The sequence below is a fragment of the Streptomyces sp. NPDC048278 genome (assembly GCF_040652195.1).
Taxonomy (GTDB): Bacteria; Actinomycetota; Actinomycetes; order Streptomycetales; family Streptomycetaceae; genus Streptomyces.
Window position 1 is genome coordinate 1 of the sequence record NZ_JBEZLP010000072.1, and the last position, 14,835, is coordinate 14,835.

Consider the following 14,835-nt stretch of genomic DNA (forward strand, 5'->3'; position numbering starts at 1 on the left):
CGCGTCCACTACAGCACGGCGTACGTCAACGCCTTCTGGGACGACGACTGCTTCTGCATGACCTACGGCGACGGCACCAGCAGCTTCCCGCGACCTCTGCTAGGACTTGGCGGAGGACGTCCGGGCCGCCGGCTGGTCCTCGTTCTCCGGCCGCTCCTGGACGGGGCGGTGGCTGCCGCGCAGCGCCGAGGCCACGGCGGAGACCAGGGCCATGCCGGCGGCCACCCCGAAGACGATGCCCAGGCCGTGGTGGAACGGACCGGACACCAGCCGCGGGAAGAAGGTGTGCCCGGTCAGGACGGCCCGCTGGGCGCTGGTGACATGGTCCAGGACGCCCTCCGAGGCGAGCAGGTGCTGGATGGGGTTGTTGCCGAGGAACGTCGCGAACAGCGTGCTCACCGGCGGCAGCGACGCGGCGTGCGCGGCGGACGCGGCCGGCACGCCGTGTGCCATGAGCCCGCTCTTCAGCGTGTCCGGCAGCGAGGAGGCCAGGCCCGAGACCATCAGCGAGAAGAACACACCGATGGACAGCGCCGTACCGGAGTTCTGGAAGGTGGACCGCATGCCCGAGGCGACACCCCGGTACTCGGCCGGCACACTGCCCATGATCGAGGAGGTGTTGGGCGCCGAGAACATGCCCTGGCCGAGGCCGTTGAGCAGCAGCAGCGCCGCGAACAGCCCGTAGTCGAAGTCGACGGGCAGGGCGAGCAGCCCCAGGAAGGACGCGGTGACGACGAGCAGTCCCGCCGTGGAGAAGAACCGGGCCCCGAACCGGTCCGACAGGTACCCGGACACCGGCCCCGCGATCAGGAAGCCCAGCGTCAGCGGGAGCATGAAGATGCCGGCCCACAGCGGGGTGTCCTCGAAGTCGTAGCCGTGCAGCGGCAGCCAGATGCCCTGCAGCCAGATGATGAGCATGAACTGCAGGCCGCCGCGCGCGATCGAGGTGAGCAGGGCGGCCACGTTGCCCGCCGCGAACGCCCGGTTCCGGAAGAGCGCCAGGTTGAACATGGGCTCGGCGACCCGGGTCTCGATGACACAGAAGGCCAGCAGCAGGGCGACGCCACCGATCAGGCCGGTCAGCACCCACGGGTTCCCCCAGCCGGTGGCGCTGCCGCCGTAGGGCTGGATCCCGTAGGTGATCCCGGCGAGCAGGATGCCGGCCCCGGAGGCGAAGGTGAGGTTGCCGAGCCAGTCGATCCGGCCGGGCCGGCCGGCCGAGGTCTCGCGCAGACTCAGGTACGACCAGATGGTGCCGGTGATGCTGACCGGGACGCTCACCCAGAACACGGCCCGCCAGTCGACGACGGCGAGCAGCCCGCCCGCGAGCAGACCGAGGAACTGCCCGGCCAGCGCGGTGATCTGGTTGATGCCGAGGGCCATGCCGCGCTGCCGGGCCGGGAAGGCGTCGGTGAGGATGGCCGCCGAGTTGGCGGTGAGCATGGACCCGCCGAAGGCCTGCACGATCCGCCACAGGATCAGCCACAGCGCTCCCGCCCCCGCGCGGAACGGATCGAGCGACAGCGCCACCGACGCGCACGCGAAGATCAGGAAGCCCAGGTTGTAGATCTTCACCCGGCCGAACATGTCGCCGAGTCGCCCGAGTACGACCACCAGCACGGCGGAGACCAGCAGGTAGCCGAGGATCATCCAGAGCAGATAGCCGATGTTGCCCGGCGCGAGCGGGTCGAGACCGATGCCCCGGAAGATCGCCGGCAGCGAGATGATCACGATCGACGCGTCCATCGTGGCGATCAGCACGCCGAGCGTGGTGTTCGACAGCGCGACCCACTTGTAGCCGGGCCCGGCCGGGGTGTCCTTGTGGCGGGCCGAGCGCAGGGCGGCGGACCACCGCTGCCCGCTCACAGCCGCTCCGCCAGCCGGCCGAGGAGCGGCAGGGCCGCCCCTAGCGTCGCGCGCTCCTGCTCGGAGAACGTGTCGAGAACGGCCGCGAGCCGCTGCACCGACTCGGAACGCCGTTCGGCGAGCACCGCCCGCCCCTCCTCGGTGGCGGCGACGATGCTCCGCCGCCCGTCCGCGGCGTCGGGCGTACGGCGGACCAGACCGCGCTGTTCGAGCTGGGCGAGGGTGCTCGCCATGGCCTGCGGCCGTACCCGCTCCGTCTCGGCGAGGGCGGTCGGGGAGTCCGGGCCCTGGGCCGCGAGCCGCGCGAGCACGGACACCCCCGACAGGGACACGTCTCCCACGGCGTGCGCCTGCCGCAGCCGCCGCGTCACCCGGCCCACCGCGAGCCGGAGCTCGGACGCGAGCCGGATGGCGTCGCTCGGTTCACGTATACCGCCGTCACCGGCGGCCAAGTCTGCCTTCACATGTACTAACACTAGGTTTATCAGTCTGGACTGCTCAACCATTCATTAGTAAATATGAAGGTCGACGGGATGGTCAGCGGGCGAGGCGGTGCCGCCGGGCGCCGCGTCGCAGGCGGACCGCGGCGTAGACGAGGTCGGCGAGGAGCACGACGGCGCCGATGACCAGCAGGTAGAACAGCCCGTGGACGGCGAATCCGACGAGGCCCAGGACGACGGCCACGAGGATCAGGAACAGGAACAGACTCATCGGTTCTCCCGGACGGACTCGGTGGGTCAGCGGCGGGCCAGGCGGCGCTCACCGCCCGCGCCCGGGACGTAGTCGAGTTCGTAGTGCGCGAAGACCGCGGGCTCGCGGGTGGCCGGCAGCTCCCCGTCGGTGTCGATCGACGGAGCCTTCTTGACCACGTCCTTGGGGTACGCGACCTTCAGGTAGGCCGGACCGACGGTCGCCTCGGTCAGCGGGACGAACACCAGACGGCGGCGCGTGGGCAGCCCGACCGTCACGGTGACGAAGCGGGGCCTGTCGGTCGTGGTGTCCACGTAGACCGACTCCAGAACGCCGATCCTGTGCCCGGCGGCGTCCACCACGTCATGCCCGCGCCACTCGCGGATGTCGGTTGCTTCGAACATCGGGCACCTCCGCCGACCGGGTACCCGATGCGGTCGCGGGCAGTCATCCGGCCGGCCATCTGCGGTGTGTGTTCTCACCTCGGTAGGAACGTTGGTACGGCCGTCAGCGCACGGGATCCCGGTGAATCGTCCGGGTGTCGTCGCGGCGCTTGAGATATGCCGTCGGCGTGGCTCCGTAGGACGCCTTCCCCCTGTGCGGCCGGAAAAAGCCGCCTATGGCAGGCGGCGGCGCGGTTTCCTGTGTGCGGAGTCGACCGCCGTCGTCAGGCTCGCCTGTAGCTTCTGGGCGGCCTCGAGATATTTGCTCGTCCAGACGATGCGAACAGCGTTGTCCCGGGTGTCACCCGTCGTGAGCAGATCGCGGTACATCGTCACGAGAGGAGGCCGGCGGCCCTCGGCCGGGCCACCGGTGCCGGGGGCGGCTGTGGAGGAGCCGGAGGCGCCCCGTCCCACATCCGCGGCCAGAGCGCGGTAGGACGCGGTGACGTTCTCCGCGGTACGGACGACTTCGAGCCGTGCCGCGCCGCCACCGGGGGACAGCCGTGCGTCGCCCGCCCGCCGCCAGAGAGCGTGCAGCGCGTCCGCCATGAGCCTGAGCCGGGCAACGCCGGTCACCAGCGTTGTCATGGCGGCCAGCGGCACCGGCTTGGTGCCACGCTCGGCGAGGTAGGTGCGGAAGGAATCGTCGAGCCGTCGTGCGGCGGCAGCGGCCCGTCGCTCGTCCTCCGCCGGCGAGGGACCGCTCACCGCCGGCTCCGCGGGCCGGTCGAGGCCGAATTCCACGACACGTTGCAGGTATGCCGCGCCGTCGGTGTAGGCCTCCGCCAGAGCCCTGTCCACGGCGGCCGTCGCGCCGCGAGGCCAGAGGCACAGCGCCGTCAGGAGACTCACCACACAGCCGAGCGCGACGTCCTGGAGCCGCAGCAGTGCAAGATGCCAGTCCGGATCCTGACCGATGCTGAACACCAGGACGAGCGTGATCGTGAACGCCGCCTGCCCGGCCGTGAAGGAGATCACCGTCGGCGCGATGCCCATGGCCATGATCGCTACCGGGAGCACGAACCACAGCACGGTGTCGTGCGGCCCGATCAGGTCCAGCAGCACAGCCCCCAGGAACGAACCCACCACTGTCCCGGCGACCGCGCGCAGCGCGTTCTGGCCGGTGTTCAGGGCATTCGAGCGCAACACCGACAGCGTGCCCAGCAGAATCCAGAACGCGTGGGGAAGACTCGTGACGGCTGCGAGCGTGACGGCGATGCCCAGGCCCACCGCGCCGCGGAGACTGTTCCGGAACCACACCGAAGACGGTCTGAGATGTGCCCCCAGGCGCGCCCGTGCGGAGTGCAGGGGGCCGCCCAGCGCATCCCGCTCCTGGCCGAGCAACTGCTCGAACCAGCTGCGCCGCGCGGCCGTCGCGGCCTGTTGCACGTTCAGGGCGATCTGCGTGGCCGCAAAACCGAGTTCCTTGGCCCGGAAGGAGAGATCCAGCTTCGCGCGGACCTCGTAGGCCTCGGCCTCTTCACCGGAACGGTCGCTCACGGCGTGCTGCGGAAGCCACCTCGCCGGACTTTCGACGAGCGTGTCCATGGCGGCTCGCAGTCGCTGAGTGCGTTCGCGCAGCGGATCGAGGGCGCCCTGCGGATCCTCGAGCAGTGCAGCGGAGCTGTCGAGCACATCTGCCGCCGCGGAGCACACCGCGCGGGCTTCCGGGCGGCCGATCACCGACGGACCCTGCGCCGGTGGGTCGGCGACCGTGATGGTGCTGAGCCAGGTCAGCTCATCCACCAGTCGCACCACGGCGCGTGAAGTCGTCGAGAGACCGGTCGGCCGGTACGGAGCCTGATCGAACGTGTGACGCAGAGCCTGCGCGGTCGACCTCGCCTGCTCGGCGTTGAGCAGGCGCGCCGCGGCGTCCGGCAGACCGCGCCCGCCCGCCAGCAGTGCGGCCTCGTCGCGCAGCCGAACAGCGCTGGTCCTGCACACACGGGCTGCGGGTGCGCTGAGCAGGTCGATCGGAGCACGCGGCCACAGGAACCGGACAGCGAGCATGGAGCCGCAGGCGGCGAGCGCCACGCCGACGAGCCGATCGGCCAGCTGCGCATACGGCACCGGCGAGGTGACAGGAATGACAAAAGCCAGCAGCAGAGCCGTGGAGCAGCCGGCGATCACGGAACTCACCACGCCCGACAGCAGAATGAAGAAGGCGACCACGACGGTCGACGCCACCGCCAGCCACGGCGGGCGAGCCGTGAGCGTGCCGAGGCTCACCAGCGCCGCCCAGGCCGCCGCCAGCGCGAGGTGCATGCGCAGCCGCTGGGCCATGGATCCCGTGAACTCGACGAAGAGAAGCATGGAGAAGCAGCCGAACGCCGCGTAGTAGGCGGTGGCGGACGAGTGGAGTACCTGCATGCCCAGGGCGAACAGGGCCGAAGCGACGACGGCGGCACGACCGGCCCGCCGTGTGGCGGCGAGTCCGGGGTCGTGCGAGCGCAACCAGGCCGCCGTCGCGAGACCCGACTCGCGGACTCGATCACGCATACCTTCAGTCGTCTCCTTTCGGCCCCGAGTCGGAATTGCTCCGAAAGCCGGGCCGAGGATATCCGGACATCGCGACGGGACCTGTGATGATCTGGAGTGTCGGGTGGATCCGGCTCGCTCTGCTGTACGGCGATGGCGTGAATCCCGACTATCAGACCGGCGACGGGTAAACGTTTCTGTCGGTGATCACTTTGACATCGGACACGCGTGGCCGCGGAGTTCGACGACGTAGGCGGTGCCGGGGAACTCTCATCCGTCGGTGCCCTCTCCGATGTCGGCGACGATGACGTCGTCGATGAAGCGGCCCTCGAACTCGTCGTCGAGCTCACCGGCAGGGTTCCGCGTTCGCGTTCGTCCTCGCCGGTGCTGACGACGCCGCTGATCTCGCGTTCTCGTAGGCGGTGTGGATGACGTCACGGGAGCGACAAGACGGGGAAGCTCCTGCCCGGTGCGACCGTGAGCATCGGCACCGGCACCGGGACCGGGACCTCCACGCTGCTCACCCTGACCACCGGTGCCAAGGGCACGGCCTCGGGTGAGCTGCCCGTGTCGAGCCGCGGAACGCGGTTCTGGTCAAGGAGACCGAGGCCCCCGCCGGCTGCGCGGGCGCCGGCTGTCATGGGGCCACGCGGATACCCACGACGCAGGTGTCGTCGTCGGTGTCGGAGCGGCTGTGGGTCAGCAGGCGGTCCACCTGCTGCTCCAGGGCCGTGGGTACCGTGCGGGCAGCCTTCAGCAGTTGCGCGAGGGACTCCTCCACGGACCGGTCACGCCGCTCGACGAGCCCGTCCGTGTACATCAGCAGGGTGTCGTCGACCGCGAGCTGCACCTCGTGCTCCTGGTACTCGGCCTCCGGCACGGCGCCCAGCAGCATGCCCCGGACCAGCGGCAGCGGCTCCGCCTCGCCCGAGCGCACCAGGACGGGCGGCAGATGTCCGGCGCGGGCCCAGCGCAGGGTGTGGCGCTCGGGGTCGTAGAGACCGCACACCGCGGTCGCGGTGACGGAGCCGGTGAGATGGTGCGTCACCAGGTTGAGCCAGGACAGCAACTGCCCCGGCCCGGCACCGGTCACCGCGAGCCCGCGCAGCGCGTTGCGCAGGACGACCATGCTGGTGGCCGCGTCGATACCGTGCCCGGCGACGTCCCCCACGCACAGCAGCACCAGCCGGGACGGCAGGACCATCGCGTCGTACCAGTCGCCGCCGACCAGATGCTGGGTCTCCGCGGGCCGGTAGCGCACGGCGAGGTCCAGTCCGGGAACCGTCAGCGGGGTCTGCTCGGGCGGCATGATGGCATGCTGCAGCTGGAGGGTCAGCCGGTTGCGCTCGCTGGCCTGCTGCTCGGTGTGGGCGAGCTGGTCGCGGGTGGCGGCGAGGGCGACCTCGGTCCAGTGCTGCGCGGAGATGTCCTGGTAGGCGCCGCGTACGACATACAGCTGGCCGTCGGAGTCGAGGACCGGCTCGGCCACCACCCGGATGTGCCGGGTGACCCCGTCCGGCCGCTGGAGGCGGAAGGCGGTGGACGCCGCCCGGCGGTGGTGCAGCAGGGTGCGCAGGAACCGCCCGATGGCCACGGCGTCGTCCGGATGGGCGTGCGCGGGCAGGTCCTCCAGCGCCACCGGGACGTCGGAGGCGGGTCTGCCGTAGAGCTCGTACAGCTGCCCGTTCCAGGTGATCTCGGCGGTGAGCAGGTTCTCCTCGAAGCCGCCGATACGGCCGAGGCGCTGGGCGTGCTGGAGCAGACTGGCCAGCCGGGCCGTCTCGTCCTCGATGCGCCAGACGAGCAGCACGCTGCTGCCGTGCCGGCTGATGTTGATGTCGGCGACCGCTGCCAGCGGGACCTCGTCGACCAGGGCGGTCAGCCGCATGCGGTGGGCGCGGTAGGGCTCACCGGTGGCGTGGACGCGCTCGATCCGCTCGAAGAGCTCGCTGCGCCCGGCGACCACGGGGTACGTCTCCAGCAGCAGGGCCCCGTTGACGACTCCCCGGGGGCGGCCGGCCGGGTCCAGGAAGCGGCTGTTCACGTGGTGGATACGGAAGTCGGCGAGCTCCCCGTCCGCGTCCAGCACCGGGACGAGCACCAGCGCGGGGTCGTGGAGCCCGTCGGCCAGGTCCATCAGCTCCGTCACGTCCGGCAGCACCCGCGGGCTCCCGGCGCCGTCCGGACGGTGCCTGCCGTAGTTCTCCAGGGTGTGCGCGCACAGCTCGGCCAGCGCCTCGACCTGCCGGACGACGGGCGGGGGAGGAGGGTCCAGCGGGGTGGGCCAGGCGATCTCCAGGACACCGTGGATCCGTCCGCCGGTCCCGGCGGGTACGGCGACCCGGCCGCCCTCCGGATGGTGGTGCTGGCCGATGGAGGGCATGCCCGTCTCGGCCAGGCTGCGGATCCAGTGGCCCGCGCGTTCCGCCAGCCCCCGGCGCGCCACGGTCGTCACACCGGGCGGTACGTGCCGCCAGCGTCCGGCCTCGGCGGCGGGGAACCCCGCGGTGCCCGCCAGGGCGAGCGAGCCGTCGGTGCCCAGGGCCCAGATGGCCACCGCCTCGGCGCCGAGCGGCGTCAGGGCGTGTTCCAGCAGGGAGTCGGCGACGGCCTGGGTGTCGTGGGCGGCCAGCGCGCCGCTCTCGGCCGCCCGCAGCCGCACGGCCGAGGAGTGGCCGTCCGCCGGCTCCGCGGGCCGGGCGTCGGCCGCGGTGGCCGCCAGGAAGGCCGCGGTCACCTCCGAGAGCCGGTCGCGGGCCGCCTGGTTGATGACGTCGACCGCGAACTCCAGGGGCGTCACCCCCGCCTGACCGGCCAGTTCGGCCAGCTGCCGGGCGGCCTGGGCCGGGCCGCAGCGCAGCCGTTCGACCAGGATGCCCTTCGCCAGCTCGATCAGGGCACGTCCGTCGGCCTCCGCGTGCGCCGCCCGCACCTCGCGGCGCAGCCGCTCCACGGTCGCGGTGAGCCTGCCGACCGGGGACGGCCCGTCGGGGCTGCCCGTGTCGGTGGTGGCGGTCTCTCCCGGCGCGGGCCGGTCGCCCGCCGGAAGCTGCGGGCCCTGTGGATCGGGGGGTTGGCGGAGGTCGCTCACGGTCAGTCTGTTCCTCGGCTGGGGCGCCTCGCGGCGTCACGCGGTCGGCTGGTGGACGGTGCGGCCGTGACCTCCGGTCACCCGGGCAGCCACCGTCGGACGCGGCCGATGAGGTCCCCCGTGTCGACGGGTTTGGTGACGTAGTCGTTGGCACCCGAGGCGAGGCTCTTCTCCTGGTCGCCCGGCATGGCCTTCGCGGTGACGGTGATGATGGGCAGCTCCGCGTACTGCGGCATGGCGCGGATCTCCGTGGTGGCGGCGTAGCCGTCCATCTCCGGCATCATCACGTCCATCAGGACCAGGCAGATGTCGGGGTGCGCGAGCAGCATCTCGATGCCCTTGCGGCCGTTGTCGGCGTGCAGGACCTGGAAGCCGTGCAGTTCCAGCACCCCGCTGAGGGCGAAGAGGTTGCGGGCGTCGTCGTCGACCACCAGGATCGTCCGGCCCAGGAAGGTGTCGTCCACGACCTGTGCGGCCGGGCGGTGCGGCTCCTCGGCGCGCACCAGCGACAGCACGTCACCGGGCTGTTCGGCCGAGAGGTGCAGTGTGATGCGCTCGCGCAGCTCGTCCAGGCTGGCCAGGAAGTCCAGCGGCCGGTCACCGGCGAGGGCCCGCAGCCCCTGTTCCTGGGCCAGGTCCACCCGGTGCCCGGTGTGCACCAGGACGGGCACGCTGGCCAGCGCCGAGTCGCCGCGCATCGCCTCCAGGAAGCCCGCGCCCTCCTGGCCGGGCATGCCGAGTTCCAGGACGACACAGTGGCAGGCCTGCGCCGCCAGGGTGCTCGCCGCCTCCTGTGCGCCGACCGCGGTGATGATGTCGATCGACCCGTGCGGATCGTCGGGGCGCTGCGCGATGTCCGCCACGGCCCGCTCGGCCACCAGCGTGAGCAGCCCGCGCGGCCGTTCCTCGATCACCAGCAGCCGGCGCCTGCGCGGCTCGGCTGCCGCCGCCGGAGCGGACAGCGCACGCGGTGCCGGCGGCTCCCAGGCGCCGGCCCCGTCGTGGGGCTGTTCCACCGGCCGGCCCCCGGTCTCCAGGAGTTCCTCGAAGTCGGCCCGGGCGACGGGCAGATACAGCGTGAACGTGCTGCCCTGGCCGGGTGTGCTGTCGACCGTGACGGCACCGCCGAGCAGGTGCGCGATCTCCCGGGTGATGGACAGACCGAGTCCGGTGCCGCCGTACTTGCGACTGGTGGTGCCGTCGGCCTGCTGGAACGCGCCGAAGATCGTCTCCAGCTGCTGCTGGGGGATGCCGATGCCGGTGTCGACGACGCGGAATGCCACCACCGGACCGCCGCGGAGCACTCCCGGCGGCACCTCCGCGTCGGTGGCCGGTTCGATCCGCAGCCGTACCCCGCCCTCCTCGGTGAACTTCACCGCGTTCGACAGCAGGTTGCGCAGGATCTGGCGCAGCCGGGAGTCGTCGGTGAGCAGGTCGGCAGGGGTTCCCGGGGCGGTGGACACGGCGAAGTCCAGGCTCTTCTGGGACGTCATCGGCCGGAAGGTCGCCTCGACGTACTCCAGCAGTTGGCGCAGCGGGACCCGCTCGGGAGCGACGTCCATCTTGCCGGCCTCCACCTTGGACAGGTCGAGGATGTCGTTGATCAGCTGCAGCAGGTCCGAGCCCGCCGAGTGGATGATGCCCGCGTACTCGACCTGCTTGGGCGTGAGGTTGCGCGACGGGTTCTGCGCCAGCAACTGGGCCAGGATCAGCAGGCTGTTCAACGGAGTGCGCAGCTCGTGGCTCATGTTGGCCAGGAACTCCGACTTGTACTTCGAGGCCAGCGCCAGCTGTTGCGCCCGGGTCTCCAGCTCCTGCCGGGCCTGCTCGATCTGGAGGTTCTTCGCCTCGATGTCGCTGTTCTGCTCGGCCAGCAGGGACGCCTTGTCCTCCAGCTCCGCGTTGGAGCGCTGGAGTTCCTCCTGCTGCACCTGCAACTCCTCCGAGCGGGACTGCAGTTCGGCGGTCAGGCGCTGGGATTCCTCCAGCAGTTCGTCGGTGCGGGCGTTGGCCACGATGGTGTTGAGGTTGACGCCGATGGTCGGCATCAGCTGGGTCAGGAAGTCCTGGTGGATCTGGGTGAACCGGGTCAGCGAGGCCAGTTCGATGACGCCGAGGACCTGCTCCTCGACCACGATGGGCAGCACCACGAGGGCACGGGGCAGCGCCTGCCCGAGGCCGGAGGAGATGGTGACGTACCCCTCCGGGAGCCCGTCCACGGTGATCGGGCGCCGGTTGCGCGCGGCCTGCCCGACCAGGGACCGGCCGACCGGGATCCGGGTCGGCCGGTCCGCGTCGTCCGGAGCCCCGTACGAGCCCACGAGCCGCAGCTCGTGTCCGCGCTCGGTGTCCTCCGCCAGGTAGAACGCGCCGTACTGGGCCGAGACCAGCGGGGTCAGCTCGTCCATGATCAGCTCGGCCACGACGGGCAGTTCGCGGTGGCCCTGCATCAGGCCGGAGATACGGGCGAGGTTGGTCTTGAGCCAGTCCTGCTCCTGGTTGGCCCGGGTGGTCTCGCGCAGGGACCCCACCATGGCGTTGATGTTGTCCTTGAGCTCCGCGACCTCCCCGGAGGCCTCCACGGTGATCGAGCGGGTCAGGTCCCCCTCGGCGACGGCGCTGGCGACCTCCGCGATCGCGCGGACCTGGCGGGTGAGGTTCCCGGCCAGCTCGTTGACGTTCTCCGTGAGCCGCTTCCAGGTGCCCTCGACGCCCTCCACCTCGGCCTGGCCGCCGAGCCGGCCCTCGCTGCCGACCTCACGGGCGACACGGGTGACCTCGGCGGCGAACGAGGACAGCTGGTCGACCATCGTGTTGATGGTGGTCTTCAGCTCCAGGATCTCGCCCCGCGCGTCCACGTCGATCTTCTTCGACAGGTCGCCGCCCGCCACCGCGGTCGTCACCAGGGCGATGTTGCGCACCTGCCCGGTGAGGTTGTTCGCCATCGAGTTGACGTTGTCCGTCAGGTCCTTCCAGGTGCCGGCCACGTTCGGCACGTGCGCCTGCCCGCCGAGGCGGCCCTCGGTGCCCACCTCGCGCGCCACCCGGGTGACCTCGTCGGCGAACGCCGACAGCGTGTCGACCATGGTGTTGATGACGTCGGCCAGCGCGGCGACCTCGCCCTTGGCCTCCACGGTGATCTTCTGCGAGAGGTCGCCGCGGGCCACCGCCGTGGCGACCTGGGCGATGGAGCGGACCTGCCCGGTCAGGTTGGACGCCATCACGTTGACGTTGTCCGTGAGGTCCTTCCAGGTCCCCGACACGCCCCGCGCGATCGCCTGCCCGCCGAGGTTGCCCTCGGTGCCGACCTCGCGGGCGACGCGGGTGACCTCGTCGGCGAAGGCGGAGAGCTGGTCGACCATGGTGTTGATGGTGTTCTTGAGTTCGAGGATCTCGCCGCGGGCGTCGACGGTGATCTTCTGGGAGAGGTCGCCCTGTGCGACCGCGGTGGCCACCTGGGCGACGTTGCGGACCTGTGCGGTGAGGTTGCCCGCCATGAAGTTCACGGAGTCCGTCAGGTCGCGCCAGGTGCCCTTGACGCCCTTCACGTCGGCCTGGCCGCCCAGGCGCCCTTCGGTGCCCACCTCCCGCGCCACCCGGGTGACTTCGTCGGCGAAGGCGGAGAGCTGGTCGACCATGGTGTTGATGGTGTTCTTGAGTTCGAGGATCTCGCCGCGGGCGTCGACGGTGATCTTCTGGGAGAGGTCGCCCTGTGCGACCGCGGTCGTCACCTGGGCGACGTTGCGAACCTGGGAGGTGAGGTTCCCGGCCATGAAATTGACCGAATCGGTGAGGTCGCGCCAGACCCCGCCCACCCCGGGCACCTGGGCCTGGCCGCCGAGGCGCCCTTCGCTGCCGACCTCGCGGGCGACGCGGGTCACTTCGTCGGCGAAGGCGGAGAGCTGGTCGACCATCGTGTTGACGGTCTCCTTCAGCTGAAGGATCTCGCCGTGCGCGGGCACGTCGATCTTCTGGGACAGGTCGCCCCTGGCCACCGCCGTCGCCACCTGGGCGATGTCCCGGACCTGGGTGGTGAGGTTGCCCGCCATGGCGTTGACCGACTCGGTCAGGTCCGCCCAGGTGCCGGAGACCCCGGGCACCTCGGCCTGACCGCCCAGCGTGCCCTCGGTCCCCACCTCGCGGGCGACCCGCGTCACCTCCGAGGTGAACAGGGACAGCTGGTCGACCATGCCGTTGAACACCGTGGCGATGTCGCCGAGCAGACCCGTGCCGTCGGACGGCAGGCGGGTACCGAAGTCGCCGTCGCGTACCGCCGTCAGCCCGGCGAGCAGCTGCCGCAGCTCCTGCTCGCCCGGGCCCCGTGCCGGGGCGTCCATCGAAGTGCCGGCCATGTCCACCCTCGTTCCGCTTCGCAGGATCCCCACCCCGAGGACCCGGAACCAGGCCGGGGCCGGGCAGCCCCGCCACCAGTGGCGACGCCGCGTTCGACGGCTCCGGCCGACGGGAAATCGGTCGCAGACTAACTCAGTTGTCGTGCAGCAACAAAAGGCCGGCGAGAAGTCCGTGACTCACCGGGAAAACGGCGGTGACGAGCGGAGTGGCAAGAACGCACCGGGGAATCCGGCCTCTGCCGTCGGCGGATCCGGCCCTCCTCCTGTGGCCGACGCCGCCCAGGTTCCGGGCGGTGATGCAGCTGATGCCGCGGCCGGCTTCCCAGGGCACGGGAATACCGCCGACGAGGCGGGGTAGACGCGCGCCCATGAACGGGGTACCGCATGTCAGTGGCAGGGAGGGGCCTGTCCCGCCCGAGGAGTGTTCCCGGATGCCGGATGCCGCACCTGCCGACGTCACCCTCGCCCTGGACGGGGCGGACGGCTGTATCGCCGGTGCGCGGCACCGGACGTCGGAGTTCCTGACCAGGGCCCAGTCCGAGCACGGACTGCCGGTCACCTCCCGCACGATGGACCTGGCCCAGCTGGTCGTCAGCGAACTGGTCACGAACGCGCTGAAGTACGCGCCCGGACCCGTACTGCTGCAACTGCGCGTCGTCGACGGCACGATGGAGATCGAGATCTGGGACAGCGATCCGACGCTGCCGCTGGCCCGGGCCGCCGACGCCGGACGGGTGGGCCAGCACGGCCTGGAGATCGTGCTGGCGGTGGTGCAGGGCTTCGAGGCACGCCGTGAGCCCGTGGGCAAGTGCGTCACCGCCCGGCTCGCCCTCTTCGACGACCCGCTGCTGGGATTCGGGCCGCCTGCTCGTGGTGGCGGCCGGCGGGCCGGCCGGTACGAGCCGCCGAAGGCGGAGGGCCGGGAATGAAGTGCGGTGTTCGGGGCAGGCGGGGCGCTGCACGATCCGTGCGAACCGTGGACAGGCAGGAGACTAGCGGTGCTCATGGCACACCCCGCCGTACTGACGGACCTGATCGAGCAGTACGAGACACTGCGCACCCTCCGTGCGGACGAGGGTGAGGAGGCCGTACGCCGACGGACGGCCGACATCGCGTACACGCTGTGTGTGGCGACCGGCACCGGAGACGTCGACGCCGCCCTCGTGGCGGCCCGGTACCGTCTGCCCGGGGCCCGCGTCGAGGACGACTCCCTGCTCTCCGCCTGATGCCGGACGAGCGAGGGCCCGTCCAGCGCGCCGGCGCGTGCGGTACCGGCATGGACGGGTGATGTCCGGAAGCGATCCCTCGTGACGGGTCTCAGCGGCTCCGGGGACGACCGGGCGGACGGGCCGCCGGACGGCCTCCTGGCACTGGCCGTGTCGATGGCCGACGCCGTGGAGGGGCTGACGACCCTGTGGTCGGTCGCCGCGCAGGGCGCCCGTGTGCGCCTGTCGCCGCACCAGTTGCGCGCCCTGCAGATCATGGAGGCGGAACCGGGGCTCAACCTCACCGCGCTGGCCGTGCGGACGGACGTCGGGCTGCCCGCCGCCAGCCGGCTGTGCGACCGGCTGGAGGCCGCCGGTCTGCTGGAGCGGGAGCTGCATCCGCGCAACCGGCGAGCGGTCCGACTGCACGTGACGAGGCAGGGCCGGCAGGCGCTCGAGGAGGTGGCGGGCCGCAGGGCGCGGAGGCTGGCCGTCGCCCTCGGTGCCATGGAGCCGGCCGAGGCCGAGGCCCTCGGGCGAGCGCTCCGGGGGTTTCTGGCCGCGCTCGACGGCAGGACGGACGGCGAGGACCCGACCGACTTCTGACGTGGGCCGGCCCGCCCCCGCCCGGGCGGGGGGGGGGCGGGGCCGGCCCGCGCGGGGGGGTGGGGGGGGGCGTTAGGAAATTTAAAAGCATAATCAACATTAAA

Annotated in this window: 11 protein-coding genes and 1 pseudogene; 5 read left to right on the forward strand and 7 right to left on the reverse strand. The window is 71.5% G+C overall.

What is annotated here, in order from left to right:
• Positions 1-99: pseudogene (locus AB0D74_RS50015) on the forward strand (hypothetical protein); the annotation flags it as partial.
• On the opposite strand, the gene AB0D74_RS50020 reads toward AB0D74_RS50015, so the two are convergent.
• The 5 genes from AB0D74_RS50020 to AB0D74_RS50040 form a co-directional block, all read right to left on the reverse strand.
• Positions 100-1,839, reverse strand: a complete 1,740-nt coding sequence (locus tag AB0D74_RS50020) for an MFS transporter (protein ID WP_362603288.1) — start codon at positions 1,837-1,839, stop codon at positions 100-102.
• A gap of 23 nt (positions 1,840-1,862) precedes the next feature.
• Positions 1,863-2,330: a MarR family transcriptional regulator gene (locus tag AB0D74_RS50025; protein WP_362603259.1), complete on the reverse strand. Its 468-nt coding sequence runs from the start codon at positions 2,328-2,330 to the stop codon at positions 1,863-1,865.
• A 73-nt stretch (positions 2,331-2,403) separates the two neighbouring features.
• Positions 2,404-2,577, reverse strand: a complete 174-nt coding sequence (locus AB0D74_RS50030) for a hypothetical protein (protein ID WP_362603262.1) — start codon at positions 2,575-2,577, stop codon at positions 2,404-2,406.
• Positions 2,578-2,603: 26 nt separating this feature from the next.
• A complete protein-coding gene (locus AB0D74_RS50035) occupies positions 2,604-2,960 on the reverse strand; it encodes a PRC-barrel domain-containing protein (RefSeq protein ID WP_362603265.1) in 357 nt (118 codons plus the stop codon).
• Between the two features lie 213 nt (positions 2,961-3,173).
• Complete coding sequence (locus tag AB0D74_RS50040) at positions 3,174-5,498, reverse strand: FUSC family protein (protein ID WP_362603267.1); 2,325 nt, start codon at positions 5,496-5,498, stop codon at positions 3,174-3,176.
• Positions 5,499-5,705: 207 nt separating this feature from the next.
• On the opposite strand from AB0D74_RS50040, the gene AB0D74_RS50045 reads away from it, so the two are divergent.
• Positions 5,706-5,909, forward strand: a complete 204-nt coding sequence (locus tag AB0D74_RS50045) for a hypothetical protein (protein WP_362603270.1) — start codon at positions 5,706-5,708, stop codon at positions 5,907-5,909.
• Between the two features lie 205 nt (positions 5,910-6,114).
• On the opposite strand, the gene AB0D74_RS50050 is transcribed toward AB0D74_RS50045, so the two are convergent.
• Together AB0D74_RS50050 and AB0D74_RS50055 are read right to left on the reverse strand one after the other, a co-directional pair.
• On the reverse strand, positions 6,115-8,568 hold the full coding sequence (locus AB0D74_RS50050) for a SpoIIE family protein phosphatase (RefSeq protein WP_362603273.1): 2,454 nt from the start codon (positions 8,566-8,568) through the stop codon (positions 6,115-6,117).
• A gap of 77 nt (positions 8,569-8,645) precedes the next feature.
• Entirely contained in the window at positions 8,646-12,920 is a 4,275-nt protein-coding gene (locus AB0D74_RS50055) for a HAMP domain-containing protein (RefSeq protein ID WP_362603276.1), read from the reverse strand.
• A 431-nt stretch (positions 12,921-13,351) separates the two neighbouring features.
• Here AB0D74_RS50055 and AB0D74_RS50060 point away from each other — a divergent pair, with 431 nt between their 5' ends.
• From AB0D74_RS50060 to AB0D74_RS50070, 3 genes are all read left to right on the forward strand, one after another.
• On the forward strand, positions 13,352-13,849 hold the full coding sequence (locus AB0D74_RS50060) for an ATP-binding protein (protein WP_362603279.1): 498 nt from the start codon (positions 13,352-13,354) through the stop codon (positions 13,847-13,849).
• A gap of 69 nt (positions 13,850-13,918) precedes the next feature.
• Entirely contained in the window at positions 13,919-14,146 is a 228-nt protein-coding gene (locus AB0D74_RS50065; protein ID WP_362603282.1) for a DUF5133 domain-containing protein, read from the forward strand.
• 81 nt (positions 14,147-14,227) lie between these two features.
• Complete coding sequence (locus AB0D74_RS50070; protein ID WP_362603285.1) at positions 14,228-14,731, forward strand: MarR family transcriptional regulator; 504 nt, start codon at positions 14,228-14,230, stop codon at positions 14,729-14,731.
• Positions 14,732-14,835 lie beyond the last annotated feature (104 nt).